Below are 17,592 nucleotides of genomic sequence, written 5' to 3'. Positions count from 1 at the left end.
ATGAAACCATATACGAGAACGATTCCACTCATGGGGACGAACATCTCCCTCTATATCGATGGCAAAGATGCTGAAGAGCTTGCCGAGGAAGCAGCGAATATGCTGATACATTATGAACAAGTGTTTAGTGCCAACAGTGAGCACTCGCAGCTTGCCATGTTAAAAAGAGCTGCCGCATCTCATCCGATACAGGTGGACAAAGAGCTGTATGATCTTATCCGGATCGGCAAAGCACACAGCATGCAAGAAGATTCATTTTTAAACATTGCGATAGGTCCATTAATCAAATTGTGGAGAATTGGTTTCCGCGAGGCACATGTGCCCCAGGATGCAGATATTAAAGCGGTGCTGGAGCTGTTGAATCCGGAGAATGTGCAGCTTGACGATGAGCGCCAGACGGTTCATTTATGCAAAAAAGGCATGGAGATCGACCTTGGCGCGATTGCTAAAGGTTATTTTGCCGATCAGGTTATGGCCTTTTTCAAGAAAAACGGTGTCGTCTCTGCAATGGTCGATATGGGTGGAAATGTGCTTGTTCATGGGGATTCCCCCTCAGGGTTCAGTCACTGGAAGGTTGGAATACAGAATCCCTTTCTCCCCCGGGGAAATGCAGCAGCATATGTTAGCATCCGGGAGCAGTCCGTCGTTACCTCCGGCATATACGAGCGGGTTCTGAACAAAGAAGGCCAGCAGTACCACCATATATTCAGCAGTACAACTGGCTATCCGATGGAAAGCAATATCGCTTCATTAACTATAATTGCAGACAAGTCGCTGGACTGTGACATCTATACGACCGAATTGTTCGGGTTAGATGCCGCCTCCATCATTCACAAGGTGAATCCTATGAAACATATCGAAGCCGCTGTCATTACAAAGGACGGAAACCTGGCCTACACCGACAATCTCAGGGGCAAAATCCATCCGATCTCATGACTAGCTTATTCCAACTAAAGTGTTTCGACCAATTTCTGAACCCTGAAGTGGGATATTAAATATACAGGACCTAAAATGTCTATTTTTCCGTCCTTGACACGCATAGCGCTCTCCTGTTCTGCCGCATAAACATTTATCTCTTTGGATAAGGGGAACAGGTAGCCTTCAGCAAACATGGCGTAGTCACGTTGAGCATGCGATTCATAAGCAAAAGCATTACAACTTAAACCCTCATAAATAACACTTGTTTTGACCTCAGGGATAGTGTCATTCGAAAATAACATTTTGCAGCCATGTTTAATGAACCAGCACTTGCACCGATGATCACGGCGTTGCTATTCTTGATTACATTCTATAATTCATATTTGGCCAGAAAGTCGTGCTGCTGAACAGGATCTCCACCGCATAAAAAAATGACTGAAGCGTTCTGAATGATTCGCTGGGCCTTTTCCTTCTGCACGGGGTAATCTATAAAATGAGTTTCATCGAAAAAAAGGTTTGCCTGAGTTAGCCATGTCCATTCCGTGATATCATCAAAGTTAACCTGCTCACCTTCATATTCAGAAGGCTCACCGCTAATCATAACAAGTGATGTTCTGTCTTGGATATCCTCGTGCAACCATTTAACCAGCTTCTCTGGGAAAAAATGATTAAACCAACTGAAGTAGTAATATGTCCTCAAACTTAATGACCTCCATATGTATAATTTCCTTCTGCTATTCTATGCTTATTTATCATCGGAGTTTGAGTGCGCATTGATATGATTTTACTTCTATAATTATCTGTTAACTAAACGTTTTAATAAACGTAACTCTATGGTAATCCATTGTAAAAAAATCCTTTTCATAAGCTACCTCATCAAACCCGATATGATTATAAAATTTTATAGTATCTTCATTTCCAACATGACCTAGTGTGTAAAGAATTATTTCTTTTTCATTCATTTTTTTAACTTTATTGCAAATTGTGCTCATTAGGGCGAGTCCGATACCTTGCCGTTGAACTCCCTTCTTTACTACCACGCCTACGATCTCGTAAAGACCTAACTCGTCATTGAATAAATAGCCTGCATGACCAAGGATATCATTATTACTGTCGATAGCAACGTAATAGGCATCTTCTTTGGTTACTTTCGCTATATCTAAAAATTCTGACCAACGTGCAGGGTATTTCTCAATAATAAACTTAGGAAACTGTAAGGGATATTCACTCATTATGGTTTCTATTTTATTTCGGTCCTTGTGTTCTAACAAACGGATACGCACACAAATCCCCTCCAAATTTAAGCCTTCTTCCAATCATATTCCATAATATTTGCCGTTTGTATTGCTCGTTCTTCGCCCAGTAATCGTTCTACAACGTATAACGCAGCATCCATGCCAGCAGATATTCCAGCGGACAATACAATCTTCCCATTATCCACATAACGAACATCTTCAATGATTTCAGTAGAAGCAGGGATGATTTCCCGTAATTCTTTCATCGCCAAACGATTGGTTGTAACCTTCAAACCGTCTAATACATTGGCTTTTGCCAAAATCAAGGCCCCAGTACAGACAGACAGTAAAATTTCTACATCATTGGACACGTCCCGAATCCAGCTCGTTATCGTTTCATTATTCATTTCTTTTCTTGAACCCCAGCCTCCAGGGATCACTAATATATCGGGATCAGGACAGTTATGAATCGTATAAGCTGGATTGATGCTCAACCCTCCCAATGCTTGGATCGGACCTTCCGTTTCCGCCACAGTGTACACATTGAAGTCCTGCCCTCTGTTACTTCCTGAAATAAAAACTTCAAATGGTCCTGCAAAATCCAAAGGTTCTACTTGTTCAAAAATGAATACTGCCACATTTCTTGCCTGCCGTACCTGTTCCATCCTATTCATCTCCCCCTAGAATAAATAAAAGCATTCGGTGTATGACCAAATACGTGGCCCAGGCGTACGGCTTATGAAATATGTGTTTGCTCGTGGTTCTCCACGTTTACGCCAGTAGCACATACCAAATATTTACTTCATTATAATCTGGAAATTTAGATGACTACAAGTGTTTTGGGCATTCGCCTGTATCCTTTGACCTATTCAGGCCCCGCTGATCTTATAGGATAATGTAGAGTATATATCAATCTTGAATAAGGGATGGGATGATAATGAGCACGCTTCAACCGGTTATCCATGTACTTCAGCATTCTTCTGATGAGAATGTGATGGAGCAATTTTTCGAGCACAAGTCGTTAATCTGGATTGATTGGAGAGAAGACGAAGGGGACGTCATCCAATACTTTAACGATCAACTGCCGGAATCGGATCAGATCAAGTGCGAGATAATCGACATCGACAAACCAAGAGGCGTTGATATTGTGTTAAGTTCGCACGATCGCAAGCTGACCATTCCGTTCGCTGATGATCGGACTGATCGAGACAGCGCTATTCGGGCTATGCAGGATATGATTGCTCCCCGGTATCAGATCCGATGGTTTATGGAGTCTTTAGGCAACGACACGTTAGCGTATCTCTTATTATCTACGGAACAGTGGGCGGAGCTTGAGAAGCAATTCGGAAAAGAAAAGCTGGAATTCCACTTCCAGCCGATAACAAGCGAAAGCGTCATGTTTTCCCTCGACATGGATGAGGTGTTCGGGCTAATAGAAACAAGGCAAAAAGCACGTACCTCTAAATAGGCAACGAAAACTCGTTAATACTTGTACGCTTAGTTCCCCAGTTTTCCAACTAAAAAACGCCATCACGTAATGTGATGGCGTTCCTTTTTGGAATGAAGCCCAGGAGGATTATTCGCTTCGTCTTCGCTCCATGTAGGCCCCCTATACTAATGTGCCAACATCAAACTCCATAAATTATAGATCATCACTGCTGCTTCTGCACGGCTAGCATTTTTCTTCGGCGCAAACTCATCGTTACCTACACCTTTTATAATGCCTGCTCCCTGTATTGCCTCTACCGCTTGCTTCGCATAGTTTGCGATGCTTGCTTCATCCTTGAAGGCTGCAGCTTCACTACTTGGTAACGCTAATTGGTTCATTTGTATCGCCTTGTATACCATAACGGCCATATCTTCTCGCGTAATGCTCTCATGAACTCCGAAGCTTCCATCTGGTTTCCCGTTCACAATCCCCAGCTTCTGCGCGGTTGCGATATTTCCATGGTACCATTCTCCTTGCTCCACATCACTAAAACTTGTCGTTGCGCTTTCATCCGATAACTCCAACATGTTCATCAGCATAGTAATGAATTCTGCCCTTGTCACCTGACCTTTCGGATTAAACTCGCCGTTGCCTACACCTTTTACGATGCCTCTTGCTCCCAATGCCGAGATCGCATCCTTCGCCCAGCCTTGGGTCACATCCTGAAAGCTTGTTGCAACATACGCTACCGTATACTTGCTTAAATCCGTTGGCTTGAACTCTACTTTTCCTGTCGCTGCATTGTATTTACCATTCGTCACAACTCTTAGCTCTCCACTGTCCTTCACTTCGTATACGATGACGTTGTTTGGATTTTCGTCGGCCTTTAATGTGTATGGCAATGCAATCACGAGATCATCTCTGCCATCAAACGGCGAAAGCTTCTTACCATCCATCGTTAGCTTGATATCATATACAACCTCACCGTTCAGCCCAGCTTGTGTTCCAGCTGGAAGTTGATCAGCCGCCATTTTCATCATCGACAATCCTAACGTTTTCCCCGCACTTGCTCCTGTTCCAAGGCGTTCGGTAGCCAACGTTACGACTGCTGAGCCTGTGTTGATCTCGATGCTATTTACTTTAGCGGTTCCACTTGTTAAGCGTGGATCTATTGCGAGCTCAATCGTTAGCCCGTTCAAGCTTTGATCACCTTCAACTCGCACCCTCAGCTTACTGCCTGTCGTTTGATCAAGCGCACGCTTCACCGTATCTGCACTTAACTTCACTTCAGAAGTGCCGCTCTCATTCACGACTGGCTTGATGTTTATTTGCCCGTTGTCCGTTACCACAGGTTCACTTTCACCTGTAGCTGGTGGTGCTGCAGGTGCAGAGATATTACCTCCACCACTTCCTTCACCACTGCTTGGTGCTTGTGGTGTTCCATCAACCAATGGTGTTACCGTTACCGTAGCGCTGGAGGATAAACCGCCATCGACTGTAGTTACTGTAATGGTTGCTGTTCCTGGTGCCACCGCCGTTACGCGACCTGTTGCACTTACAGTAGCTACAGATGGATTGCTTGAGCGCCATCTTACTTCTTTTTTCGTTGCGTTTGCTGGTGTGATCGTAGCTGTCAATTGCACTGATTGACCTGCTGCTATGGACAATGTCGTTTTGTCCAAGCTAACTCCGCTAACGGATACATTTTTCCCATGGAGTGCATCGTATTCGCTTTGTTTAATCGGAATAACCGTTCCGTGACGTGGATTAGCTGGTAAGTTGTAGTTGGAAGATAATGTCCAGATACCTGATGCCAGATTGGTTGTCTCGAATGGAATGTAACCTCTTCCACCAAACTCATCTACGAATAAATACCACTTTTCATCTGTATTCGATTTGAAAATCGTTGGACCCTCGACCCATTTCATGTTACCTACGCCTTGATTAATCATCTTGAAGGCTGGGTCCAGGACTGAGTCACCAACTTCCTGAAAGATCATCTTTCCAAATGGAGCAGCAGCTCCGTTGTCCTGTTCATCCTTCGTAAAACGATATACTTTTCCATCATGCTCAATCATCGTGGTGTCTATGATGGAATATCCATAATCCAAATATACTTTCGGTTCAGTAAACGTATAGAAATCTCTTGTCTTGCTATACATCATTTTTTGGTAGGCGCTGCCTGTATGGGATGCATCATCAAACATTCTCGATGCCCAAAATACAATGTATTCCCCTGTTGTTTTATCATACATAATTTCCGGTGCCCAAGTATTACCCGCTTCTTTCGGTGCAACCTCTACCATGCGTTGATCTGTCCAGTTGACCAGATCATTCGATTCCCAAACCATAATGGAACGACTTCCCCATGTTTGCGCTCTGCCCCAGTTGCCATTGCCGTTAATTTTCAGATCGGTAGCGATCATATAGAACTTGTCACCTTCAGGCGAACGAATAATGAACGGATCACGAACCCCCTTTTCCCCCAAGGCAGAGGTCAATACAGGTTTACCATCATTCAATTCTCGCCAGTTCAACGGATCATTGCCGTCACTTGCTGCAAAGTAAATTTGCTCTCCTGTAGAAGTACCTTCTCCTGTGAAATATGTGAAGAAGTATCCCGCATAATTTTCTTCAGCAGGCAGTTCCTTCACCTTCGCAATAAATTCCTTCGTAGTTGATGCGGAATTTAATGTAATCGTCGCTGTAAGCTTCACGTCTGCATCTCCACTACCGTGCGCCGGGCGTTTTACTTCACCCGTAACTGAAACGACGTTTGGTTGAACGGAAGTCCACGTAATCGTTGTTCCATAGAGTCCAGATGCCGGTAATGTGAGATGACCTCTTACATCATGAATGTTATGAACGACGAGTGCTGCTTTGGCTTCATCTACAGCAGCGGCATCGTTCGGCAATGCTTTAACCTTCAACGTAAAGGTTTTGGTAGCAGTCTCAGTGCCATCTGAAAATACCGCTGTTAACGTTACAACTTGATCGCCAGTTGCGTTAGCTGGTCTTGTTACGGCACCTGTAGTTGAGATCACATGGCCTTTGTCTGTTGTCCAGCTTATTGTCGTGCCATAAGCGCCTGATGTTGGCAAGGTTACATTGCTTGTAATCGCATCTTTGGATGTATTCGAAGCAAGAAGATCATGAATCGTTAATTTCTCTGTCGCAGCCGATACAAACATGCCCTTCATCGAAGCGATCTTCTGATCTGCACGAGCCTTCAGTAAAGCAATATCTGACGCACTCATAGCACCATCATAGATTTGGAAGTCTGCAATCAATCCGCCGAAGTAAGGATCAGCTGTATAGAATGACTTCCCGATATATCCACTACTGCCCGAGATATTTTTTATTTGTTCCAGTGTCATTCCATTGGTTGAGCCTGTTGCAACAGCAATACCATCAATATAAAGCGTTAGCGTACCATCGGTACCTGAAACAACAGTCGTAACTACTTTCCATTCATTATTTTTCAATCCCGTGGTCGAAGCTGAGGACTCATTATTCCAGGCATTTGTTGCGATCCCTAAACGGGCCATACCATTAGCGTTATAACGTGGTGTAAAATACGTATAGTGAGTATTATTGTTGGGTTTTCCTAACGCGTATAACCACTCCGCAGCGTTTTTGCCGCTCCAGTTCACAATGGATGAAACCGTAATATCCGTTAATCCATCGAGAATTCCTTGTGGCAGCTCTACATAGGAGTTAGTTGTGCCCCCATTAAAACTCAGCACACCAGCATCGTCTGTATGAATCCATTCTGCCTTAGAAGGATTCATCCATTTTCCGTTGAATTTTCCGGTTTGGTCAATAACCGTCGCGACATCGATATCATTCATATCGTAATGGAGAATAAGCTCAGCCCCAGACGGCTGCTCTACTGGAGGAGTAATGTCTTCATCCGCTAATGCTGCAATCTCTTCAGCAGATAACGCACGATTATAAATACGGAAATCATCCAGTTTACCAGAAAACAGACGATCGGTACTATTTCTTGATTTACCAATATAGTTCATCGTTGTTTCCAGTAACATTCTCGGCTCAACGTTAAATGTAGAGCTGCGCTTAACCTCATGACCATTCACATACAATACGGCATCAAATTCATCCATAGTAACGGCAACATGCTGCCAAGTCTTCGTTGGTAATAGTCCAGTATTTCTCAATGCATATTTATAATCTGATCCGAGTCTTGTGCTGTCATTGCTGAATTTCTCTGTAAAAGGTGTTACGACAGCGAACTCTAAACTACCTGTATCCCCTTGTGTACTCAAGTACATGGTGTTGCGGTTAACCTGTCTGCCTGTTTCGGAAGCAAAATCAAATATGCGTTGATTTGCCTGATTTTTGTCTACTTGAACCCATGTAGAAAACGTAGCCTTCTCCAGATTCAAGGATTGAATCAAGTGATCCGGCAGTTTCACATATCCCGTTGACCCATTAAGCTCTAGCGAAGCACCCTTTTTACCGATATGATCCTCTTCATTAATCGTTGCTCCACCTACCAGTGTTGCGTGATGGCCATTGCCAGAAATGTCATTCAACGTTGTACCCTTTACTGTATTTGCATCAAATGAGTAATGTACAACCGGGTCTGTTGATGGCTCTGGACCCTTCCATGCATACTTTTCTTGCAAAGCATTATACTCTGCACGTGAGATGGGAATTACCGTTCCATGCCTTGGTCCTGGCGGAAGTGCATATTGATCACTGCTTAATACATTGTTCATATATTGCGTGCTGCTATCCAGATCTGTTGTATATCGTACATGATATGGCCATGAATCAAGGAACAGATACCACATGTCTTTATGAATATCCTTAAATATCGTTTGTCCTTCGTTATTTCCATTTTTTCCGATTAAGCCGAGTATGTTATCACGTGTACCCGGAACAGCGTCGTATTGAAGGCCATTTTCAGCAATACCATCCTTGTCATAGTAGAAATTTGGTGCTTTCTCCACATATACTTTGGTATTCACTTCTGACTTGGTGAATCGATACAACATATCATTATGCTCAATAAACGTCGTATCAATCGTTGGAAGTGACTCATCAATCATGACCTTTGGCTCAGAAAAATTGTAGAAATCTCGTGTTGTTGCATAGTACATCACATTGTATTGACCTGCCGGTCTCCCGTTATAATCACCGTATGTCTCTGTGTTTTTCATCGAGGATGCCCAAAATACGATATACTCTCCAGTTACCCGATCATAGATCGCTTCTGGTGCCCACGTATTGCCTGCCGTCTTGGGAGCAACCTTGACCATACGCTGCTCGCTCCAATTCACGAGATCCTCCGACTCCCAAATCATCATGTAATGACTGCCCGTAATTTGAGCCTGGTCAAAATCTGTACTTTCACCCATTTTCAAATCGGTTGCCAGCATATAGAATTTATCCCCTTCTGCTGAACGAATAACGAATGGATCACGAAGTCCTTTTTCCCCCATATTCGATTGAAGGATCGACTTTCCATTATTCAGCGTTTTCCAGAACAAGGGATCTTCAGCTGTAGCGAAGGATATCTCTTCCCCACCTTCATACTCACCTGTAAAATACGCAAAGAAGTACGCATCAGGCTTTACTGGAGAAGGTGCTTGTTTAATTTTAAGGTTAAACGTACGCTCTTTGGAAGCTGTGCCATTCGTAATTGTAGCAATTAGTGTAACGGGGATATCCGTAGCTTGTCGGCTTACCCAGCCTAGCTGTGCAGCGTTACCAGTCGCTTCAGCCGTTCCTTTAACAACTGTCGGTCTGCTAGATGTCCATGTAATAGTAGACCCTCGTTCACCTGTAGTGACAAGACGCAAATTGCCTTTAACGTTGTCCGCATTGTAGATTTTTAATTGTTCAGCATCCAGATCAACCTTCTGCTGGTCATCGAATTGCTTCAGGATTGTAACAGGGAATACAGCTGTTGTTGATACCCCTTGATACGTTAAAGTAGCCGTAAGCTCTGCTTGAACATCACTTGCTTGCGCATTTGGACGTTGCACGATGCCACTGTTAGAAATGACAGCAGGATGACTGGAACTCCAGGTGACGCTTACACCGTTTTTACCGCTCGTCGGTAAGGCAAGGTCTCTCGTGATCTGTTCAGTACTCTGATCTGCCTCATCTAAGTAACGATCGATGCTTAGTTGATTCGCTGCATCATCCACAGTAAGCTTTCGTATTTTGGAAATGAGAGTTACGGCTTCTTTTTGATATAATTCGGCCATTTCTTGCTCCGTCAATGCACGATCATATACTCGAAAATCAGCCACGCTGCCTTGAAGATATGGGTCGTTCGAAAAGATGGACTTGCCGATAAAACCAGAAAACGTAGAATCCGGATTAATGATTTCTGACAGCTTTAGTCCCTTCGCATTACCTGAAGCAACCTTAACTCCATCCACGAATAACGTGATCCTGTTGCTGGCTTCAGAGAAGGATACCGTTACATGCATCCACTGTCCACCGATAAGGTTTGAGTTTGCACTGCCTGTAACTAATGCTTCATTCGGCCAGCCATTTTTAGAGATACCTGAAGCCACCATATTGCCTGATCCGCTACCATGGCGTGGGGTTACAAAAAAATATTTGTTCGTTTCCGGTGTTAACACCGTACCCAAACCGAAAATCCAGCGATTCGTACCATCATTCGTCCAGTTCACGATGGAAGATACGGTAATCTCATTTAGACCTTGTAATAGATCTAATCCATTGGAACCCTTAGGAATCTCGACATATCCACTATTCGATGTAGAAATTCCACCATTAAATGTAATAAAGCCAACCTCACTGTTTGAAATGAATTGCCCATGGTTTGCATTTTTAAATATCCCATCAAATGTAACTTTCTTGTTGGCGAAATCCTTCAGTACGAGTTGACCATCTACTTCGGCAGTCGTTTTCATGTCGTAATGAAGAAGCAGGTCATCTTTTAGCAACTTTTCTTGAACGGTAATAGCTGATACAGCTGCATAGTCTCCATCCTCCGTTTGTACCGTAATTGTGGCTGTACCTTTACTTACCGCTGTAACGTTACCCGTCGAATCGACATTCGCTACACTGGAATCACTAGATGTCCAGGTAACTCTTTTATTTGTTGCATTTGAAGGTGAAATTGTAGCCACTAATGTCTCGCTTTCCCCCACCGATAGAACGAGTGTAGATTCATTAAGCGAAACACCCTTAACGGCAACCTGCTCTACAGAGGCATCTTTAGGTAGCAAGGTAACCACGAACTCTTTTGTCGCTTGGCTTTCACCTATAGAAATGGTTGCCGTTAACGTCACTTGTTGTTCCGTTTCTCGTAAAAACACTTCTCCCGTTGGACTAATCGCACTCTCATCACTGGAAGCCCATGATATCGATGCGCCATACGTATTGGCAGAAGGAAGTTCAAGAGATTCGGTAACGGCAGATATATCACCTAACGTTAGCTCTTTTTTGCTTTGTTGTACTTGCTTTTCATTGAGCGATTGTTGGTATACTCCAGCGATATCATCACTACTTAGTGCCTCTCCGTAAATTCTTAAATCTTGAAAGCTACCTGCAAAAGTAGCATCCCCTAAATAGTTGGAGCGACCGATATAAGCTTGCAAATCCGTACCAAAGCTTGCCGTTGTTTTCTCTTTGGCGATGGTGCCTATACTTACTCCGTTAATGTAACCTGTAATAGAGCGTTCCGTGATAACCGTTGTATAGTGAACCCATTGACCTTGATACTGTGACGTAGAAGTGCCTGATACGCCTACCTCCGTCGTCCAAGGCTGATCAACGTTATTGCGATCTGTAAATACGGACTTAAAATCACCACTTGGATTGGATGGGTTAAACAACCAGTAATTTGTTGGTAGATTATTTTCAGCTGCTGGCGTACCGTAGAATAATGCTGCGTAGTTCCCGCGTTCAGTGTTACTCTTCAACCATACAGAGATCGTTGTGTTTTCTTGATGATCAAACAAGCCTGTCGGAAGCTGTACATAGTTCGTATTACTATCCGTCCCTCCCGGTAGAGTAAGGCCATCGTCATACGTAATGTTGCCTACAGCCGTCCCATGCTTGCCATTGCCTGATGTATCCAATACGTTCTCAAGCAATGGATAATGCGCCAGCATCGTTGGTGTTACTGTGTCGGCTGAAGCTTGATTGCTAAATGGCATACCAAAACCAAAACAGCTGCTGAAGGCCACAATCAAAACCAAAGTGATGTTTGTCATTCGCTTTCGCATAGCATTCTTCCCCTCGTTTAATTGTCAGAAGCATTCAAAACAAGCCATATCCCACCTTCAACACAAAACCACCTCACAAGGAGCTAGAAAATACACTCTAAAATGAATGCGCTTACATTTCTCCTCATATTACGTGTTCAGAACTTTCAATTCAATGTACTATCATGTTAATAACGTGGATTTTTTTATTTCAATTTGAAATTTGTTGTGTACTGCAGCACTGTCCCTCTCCTTCGAAGTAATCGTTTTCATTCTAAATATACTCTATGTTTAAATTAAAGGATTGAACCCCTGATAAGCATAATATATATAGTTGGGCGCTTGTCAAATGCATAACGTGTCCTGTTAGGATGCGGGTAAGCCTTAGCGCACCAGATCGAAAAATAAGGAGGATTTCATTTATGCCCAAACGTTTTAGCAGAATGCTTGCATTCCTCTGTTGCCTGGTCATGGCAGCCTCGTTAATGCCTGCGAGCTATGCGGCTGCCGACAAAGACAACATTGAAAACGCAGCAGTAACAAATGAAACACCAACCGCCATTTTTGGGACTCCCGAACTCGGGTCAAACGACCCCCTCTGGAGCCAAACCATGGAGCATCACATCAACAAAAGCACTGTGCCCACCGACCCAAGACCCCATGCCACGGGCACGGCCAGAATCCTTTGGGATCATGACTTCCTGTATGTCCGCGTTGTTGTTAATGATAGTAATCTATATCAGGGAGCTGGCGGAGACCACCGGTACGACAGCCTGGAGTTTTATGTTGGCACCGGAAGCAGCGGCTCTAACCAATGGCGCGTCAGCGCGACGGGTGTGTTTTCAGGGCAGGCCGCTCCAGGCAGAGCTGCATGGACCCAGGTTACGGAAACAGGATACATCGTGGAAATGAGAATACCTAAAAGAAATTTGACCTTACAGGAGGGAAATCTTACCTTTGAGGTCTATATCAATAACTCAACGGAAAACGGTGCTGACCGCTATGAAGTCGTTTCCTGTTTTGGAGTTCCGGACGCGGCATATACCAGCTCTGATTCATTTACGGACAGCCTGCAGCTCATCTCAGCCGATGAAGTGGATACCAGATTTTCAATCACCGTAACGGCAGGTCCGGGCGGCCGAATAACGTCAAGCCCGCCCGGCGATGTTCTGAGAGTAGACCCGGGCTCTAACAAAGAAATTACGTTTGCTCCCGACTCCGGTAAAGTTGTGGATACCGTAACGGTAGACGGCGAGATCGTGACTCTATCTGCTGGCACTTATACCTTTATGAATATTGAGGCTGACCATACCATTCATGTGACATTCAAAAACGATCCGGACGCGAGCATACTCCCTTTTATCGTCTGGAATGACAACTTCGCCAGTGGCGAGTACACAACGGCTGTCATCATCGACTTAGGCGAGGGAAAGGCGGCGGTAGGCTCCGAGCTTCATCCCGGCTTGTTTGCCTTGTCGGCCAGGAACACAACCCTGAACGGTGAAGCGGTTACCTTTGAAGGACCACGCATGATCACCAGAGTATACGCTAATGACGAGCCGAAGGTACGCGGCTATCTGGGGCCGGTAAGCAATTCACCAGATTATCAGGACGGACTGGCGAGCGGCCGTTACATCGTCGTTGAGTCTGAGTTTTATTCAGAGAGCGGCGGCAATACAACGCTGGATGGCAGCAACTCGACAAAGCAGGTTTACACCGTTGTCCAAAAAGGCGAAATCGTATTGACAGAAGGAAATCCGCTTCATAACGTGGTTTTTGAGCAAGAAAAAGTTGTGAATCCAATCCTCGATCAATTTGCAACATTCACGGATAATTCGGTCAATCGTTCGCTCTACCTTCACAAGGATGAAGACGGTAACGTGATTAAAGGATTGCCACTGTATGTTTATACCCATGGCATGTCACGCGGCGGTACAAACGCTGCAACAGACCAAAAGGCGGCCATGAAATCAGCCAACGGCTCGGTCGCTCTAATGAAAAAGATGGAGCAAAATCCCGAGAAGTACGCCAGCCATGTACTGAATATCTCCTATAATGGCATATCTGTTCCCTCCACAGAGAATGTTAAAAAGGTCATAGACGCCCTGATTGCCAGCGGCGAAGTAGACCCTAACCGTGTTTACGCAGCAGGCTTCTCATGGGGCGGCCAGTATACAAACAACCTAGTTAACAGCTACCCTGGCTTCTTCGCCGCCGCTGCACCTATGGCCCCGGTAAGCGGTTCACCGAATGCTAAGGACAATGACGCTCACAACAATCTGGCCTATTGGATGTTTTTAAATGCTCATAATGTTGGAGGCTACCAGACTAACCTCAATAACTTCATCAATAACAACATGCCGAAAATGATCAACGCGAGGGCTTCACGCTTTGAAAGTAATGAGGCTCTTACGTGGCCGTACAATCAATTTGATCAGCCGAATCTGAGGCCTAATCCTGCCAACACACCTGTTCTGCCTGATTATATAGCGCATGAGGTTGAAGCGGCGGTTCTTTACAATCAAATAACGATGGGAAGCTGGAGTATGGCTCCCACGGCACAGTCCTCTAACTTGCCGGCTTGGAACAATGACTACACAGATGTCTTTGATTGGATGTTTGCGCAGAGAAAAGCGGTTGTGCCCGGTGCGCCAAGCGGCTTCAAGGCAACTCCAGGTGACGGACGGGTCATATTGAGCTGGACTGCTCCTGCTGACGACGGGGGAAGCCCGATATTGGGCTACAAGGTGTGGTATGCCAACGCAGCAGCAGTCACTTTGAGTGCGGCGGATACCAGCTATATTTTCAAAAATCTGACAAACGGCCAAAGCTACAGCTTCAAAATCATCGCGGTGAACGCAAAGGGTGACGGCGCAGAGATCAGCGTGACGGCCATGCCGACAGCCGCGACAACGCCTACCGTGCCTGATTCTGGTGGAACTACGGGCAATACGGGCAACACCGGTAATACAAACAACAGTGGTAACACAAGCAACACCGACAATACGGGCACCGGGACAGACGCTGGAATGTCGAAGTAGACCTACACCGTGAATACACCGAAGGATAAGCCGGCAGTCACGGATAAAAACGGTAATACCACCCTGCCCGGCGGCGGCATTATTGCGACCAAAGGCGGGACGGAGATTAAAGTACCTGAAGGCACATCGATAGACTCAAACGGTATGGTGACCATTCCGACGGACAAGAGCGCCCAGGTGACACTACCCGGCAGCAACAGCACAGTGACCATTCCGGGCGGCTCGACGATCGCGAGCGATGGTACGGTCACAGTAGGCGGCAAAGAAGCGCACGTGAACCTGCCAAACGGCAATCAAGTGCATATCCTTGACGGATCGAAGATACGGAGTGACGGTACGCTTGTAGTCGGACCAGACGGAGCAAGTGTTGGCTTAAAAAACGACATGTCGTTAAACATCCGTAAGGCTGCAGAGCTTGTATTCGATGACAACACCCCACTCGGCTTGCTCGTGGTTTCGGGCAATCCATTTAGGGATACCACTATGGACGACTGGTTCTACAGCGATGTAAATTCCGCCTACACATACGACCTTTTCAACGGCACGACGTCTACGACGTTCTCACCGGGTACCCCAATGACACGCGCAATGTTCGTGCAGGTACTGGCCAATATGGAGAACGTAAAACACGCCGACTACACGAGTTCCCGCTTTAGGGACGTGACGGACGGACAGTGGTACACGGCGGCAGTCGAGTGGTCGGCCGAAAAAGGCATAGTCAACGGTTCAAACCCGGACCAGTTTAGCCCTAATTCACCGATGACGCGCGAACAGATGTTAGTGATCCTTTACAACTACATGAAGTACAAGGGCTATGAGATACCTGAAAGCCAATCTAAGTCCTTCGCAGACGAGAGAGAAATCAGCTCATGGGCGTTGGAGGAAGTTCAGGCGCTGCGGGGCATCGGCATTGTATTAGGCAATCCGGATAATCATTTTGCTCCTACAGCTCCTGCTACCCGCGCCGAAGTAGCTGCTATCTTTGTAAGGTTTGTCGAACACCTCGCTAAGTGAAAGCGTATACAGGATAAAGCAAACCCTTGTTAAGGCAAGAAAAGAAGCAAGTGCTCTGAATATCAAACGACATTTCATTAGGAAATGCATGGCCTTATTTTCATAACCAACCATAGGAAGAGCGTATCGCTGGCAGCGATACGCTCTTCCACATATGGTCTTTACACTCTACTTTTGCAACAATGATTTCTTTGGTGCAAAAATTATAAGACTGATTGCGGCCAACACCCATACGCCTATACCACCATAGAGCATCACCCAACCAAATCCGTTCACAAGAGCCGTGTGAACCACAGTTCCGGATGCATCTAGAGAGGACAGATCTGGAAAACTCTGCTGCAGAGATGTCGTATTTCCAGCGGCTATTTTCTCGGCCAAAGTGCGCAATTGCATTACATCGTGAGTCCCGGGAAGGACCCGCTTCAAATATGAGAGAATACCTTCCTGCAGAATGAATCCCATCACGGCGATATTGATGGCTAGACTGATCAATCTGGCACTCGTATCTATCCCGGAAGCCATACCTGCACGAGTACTCGGAACCGAGCCGGTCGTCGTGTTAGTCACAGGCGTATTGGTTAAGCCAAGCCCAATGCCAGCGAGCAGCGAACCAGGGAGCATGGTCAACCAGCTAGAGTGATCGGCGCCACTGCCAAATTTCATCAGAATGAAGCCTGTACCAATGATGAACAGACCCGATGGAATGACTACGCCTGGCTGATAACGAAGCGAAAGGCGCTCTGCTAGAGGAGGAATCACCAAGGTCGGCAGCGTATAAGCCAATAGAGAGAGTCCCGTTGCCACGGTGCCATAACCAAGGCCGCTCTGGAAATAGATCGGCAGATAGATCATGAAAGGCCAGAAACTGAAATTCATGCCTACGGAGCCAAAAAGAGCACCGGAAAAATTACGTATCTTGAATACAGAAAAATCGAACATCGGGTGGGAGCTGAGCTTCTCCGCAAACAGAAATATAGTGAAACATGCTACCGTTGCAATAAGTATGCTAATGGCAGCTATACTGGTAAAGCCAAGTTCAGGCCCTTGTGTGATAAAGTAGGCCAGTCCAAAAACTGTAAGTGAAAGCGTGACGATACCGATAATGTCCAGCTTTTTCGCCTGTGGATCGCTAGACTCCTGTACGCTGCTTAAAACAAAGATCAAAGTAAGGATGGTTAGTGGGACGTGGACTAGGAAAACCCAATGCCAATTGGTAACGGCCACAATCAAACCGCCAATAATGGGCCCAAAACCGAGACCAATACCAAATACGATCCCCCATGCGCCAAAGGCTTTACTTCGCTCTTTTCCTTCCTTAAACTGATACGAAAGAATGGCTATCTGGCAAATTAGCATCGCCCCAGCGCCTACGCCCTGAAGAAATCGGCTAACAATTAGAATCGTCGAACTTTGTGCCAAGCCACAAATCAAGGATGTAATGCCGAACAAGACGAGGCTGATAATAAAAATACGCCTCCTTCCAAACCGGTCTGCCAGTGTTCCAACAGCCATCAGAACTGTTGTACTTGCGATGGTGTAGGCGTTCATGATCCATTGCATATCTTTGAGATTGCCGTGCAATACCTTTTCCAGTGTTGGCAGTATCACTGGCACGCTGGAAATTTCGAGACCAAACATTAGCGCCGACAAACATATAGCAGCCAATGCAATTATATTTTTGTTGGAGGAATAGAGAATCATTAATAGCTCCCTCCAGACTTAGATTTGCAAATTGAAGC

At 45.4% G+C, this 17,592-nt stretch carries 10 protein-coding genes and 1 riboswitch; of the genes, 4 read left to right on the top strand and 6 right to left on the bottom strand.

All coding sequences use genetic code 11. From position 1 onward, the window contains the following. Complete coding sequence (locus ACQSGY_RS15010; RefSeq protein ID WP_427052478.1) at window positions 1-936, top strand: FAD:protein FMN transferase; 936 nt, start codon at window positions 1-3, stop codon at window positions 934-936. A gap of 14 nt (window positions 937-950) precedes the next feature. Here ACQSGY_RS15010 and ACQSGY_RS15005 read toward each other — a convergent pair whose 3' ends face one another. From ACQSGY_RS15005 to ACQSGY_RS14990, 4 genes are all read right to left on the bottom strand, one after another. Next, window positions 951-1,220 (bottom strand): hypothetical protein, encoded by a 270-nt coding sequence (locus tag ACQSGY_RS15005; protein ID WP_427052477.1) that lies wholly within the window; start codon window positions 1,218-1,220, stop codon window positions 951-953. A gap of 68 nt (window positions 1,221-1,288) precedes the next feature. Beyond that, on the bottom strand, window positions 1,289-1,519 hold the full coding sequence (locus ACQSGY_RS15000) for a hypothetical protein (RefSeq protein ID WP_427052476.1): 231 nt from the start codon (window positions 1,517-1,519) through the stop codon (window positions 1,289-1,291). A 202-nt stretch (window positions 1,520-1,721) separates the two neighbouring features. After that, the gene (locus tag ACQSGY_RS14995) at window positions 1,722-2,234 is read right to left on the bottom strand and encodes a GNAT family N-acetyltransferase (RefSeq protein ID WP_427052475.1); all 513 of its coding nucleotides are present in this window, start codon (window positions 2,232-2,234) and stop codon (window positions 1,722-1,724) included. Continuing rightward, the gene (locus ACQSGY_RS14990) at window positions 2,219-2,818 is read right to left on the bottom strand and encodes a DJ-1/PfpI family protein (protein ID WP_427052474.1); all 600 of its coding nucleotides are present in this window, start codon (window positions 2,816-2,818) and stop codon (window positions 2,219-2,221) included. The genes ACQSGY_RS14995 and ACQSGY_RS14990 overlap by 16 nt, the downstream gene beginning before the upstream one ends. A 49-nt stretch (window positions 2,819-2,867) precedes the next feature. Beyond that, a riboswitch (ZMP/ZTP riboswitch) is annotated at window positions 2,868-2,947 on the bottom strand. A 143-nt stretch (window positions 2,948-3,090) separates the two neighbouring features. Here ACQSGY_RS14990 and ACQSGY_RS14985 point away from each other — a divergent pair. Continuing rightward, window positions 3,091-3,621, top strand: a complete 531-nt coding sequence (locus ACQSGY_RS14985) for a hypothetical protein (RefSeq protein WP_427052473.1) — start codon at window positions 3,091-3,093, stop codon at window positions 3,619-3,621. 146 nt (window positions 3,622-3,767) lie between these two features. Here ACQSGY_RS14985 and ACQSGY_RS14980 read toward each other — a convergent pair whose 3' ends face one another. Beyond that, the gene (locus ACQSGY_RS14980; RefSeq protein WP_427052472.1) at window positions 3,768-11,807 is read right to left on the bottom strand and encodes an immunoglobulin-like domain-containing protein; all 8,040 of its coding nucleotides are present in this window, start codon (window positions 11,805-11,807) and stop codon (window positions 3,768-3,770) included. A 413-nt stretch (window positions 11,808-12,220) separates the two neighbouring features. On the opposite strand from ACQSGY_RS14980, the gene ACQSGY_RS14975 reads away from it, so the two are divergent. After that, window positions 12,221-14,839, top strand: a complete 2,619-nt coding sequence (locus tag ACQSGY_RS14975; protein ID WP_427052471.1) for a sugar-binding protein — start codon at window positions 12,221-12,223, stop codon at window positions 14,837-14,839. A 9-nt stretch (window positions 14,840-14,848) separates the two neighbouring features. Next, the gene (locus tag ACQSGY_RS14970) at window positions 14,849-15,853 is read left to right on the top strand and encodes an S-layer homology domain-containing protein (protein WP_427052470.1); all 1,005 of its coding nucleotides are present in this window, start codon (window positions 14,849-14,851) and stop codon (window positions 15,851-15,853) included. A gap of 168 nt (window positions 15,854-16,021) precedes the next feature. Here the strand turns inward: ACQSGY_RS14970 and ACQSGY_RS14965 are convergent, their stop codons facing one another. Further along, on the bottom strand, window positions 16,022-17,554 hold the full coding sequence (locus ACQSGY_RS14965) for an MFS transporter (protein WP_427052469.1): 1,533 nt from the start codon (window positions 17,552-17,554) through the stop codon (window positions 16,022-16,024). Window positions 17,555-17,592 lie beyond the last annotated feature (38 nt).

The organism is Paenibacillus sp. TC-CSREp1 (assembly GCF_050171015.1).
In the GTDB taxonomy this organism is placed as follows: Bacteria; Bacillota; Bacilli; order Paenibacillales; family Paenibacillaceae; genus Paenibacillus; species Paenibacillus silvae.
The sequence above is the reverse complement of the archived record's forward strand: the minus strand, read 5'-3'. Positions and strand labels throughout refer to the sequence as shown.

Coding starts and splice junctions, on each gene's coding strand:
- ACQSGY_RS14990 (WP_427052474.1), bottom strand. CDS start 2,818: ATGGAACAGGTACGGCAGGCAAGAAATGTGGCAGTATTCATTTTTGAA.
- ACQSGY_RS15005 (WP_427052477.1), bottom strand. CDS start 1,220: ATGTTATTTTCGAATGACACTATCCCTGAGGTCAAAACAAGTGTTATT.
- ACQSGY_RS14980 (WP_427052472.1), bottom strand. CDS start 11,807: ATGACAAACATCACTTTGGTTTTGATTGTGGCCTTCAGCAGCTGTTTT.
- ACQSGY_RS15010 (WP_427052478.1), top strand. CDS start 1: ATGAAACCATATACGAGAACGATTCCACTCATGGGGACGAACATCTCC.
- ACQSGY_RS14965 (WP_427052469.1), bottom strand. CDS start 17,554: ATGATTCTCTATTCCTCCAACAAAAATATAATTGCATTGGCTGCTATA.
- ACQSGY_RS14985 (WP_427052473.1), top strand. CDS start 3,091: ATGAGCACGCTTCAACCGGTTATCCATGTACTTCAGCATTCTTCTGAT.
- ACQSGY_RS15000 (WP_427052476.1), bottom strand. CDS start 1,519: ATGATTAGCGGTGAGCCTTCTGAATATGAAGGTGAGCAGGTTAACTTT.
- ACQSGY_RS14975 (WP_427052471.1), top strand. CDS start 12,221: ATGCCCAAACGTTTTAGCAGAATGCTTGCATTCCTCTGTTGCCTGGTC.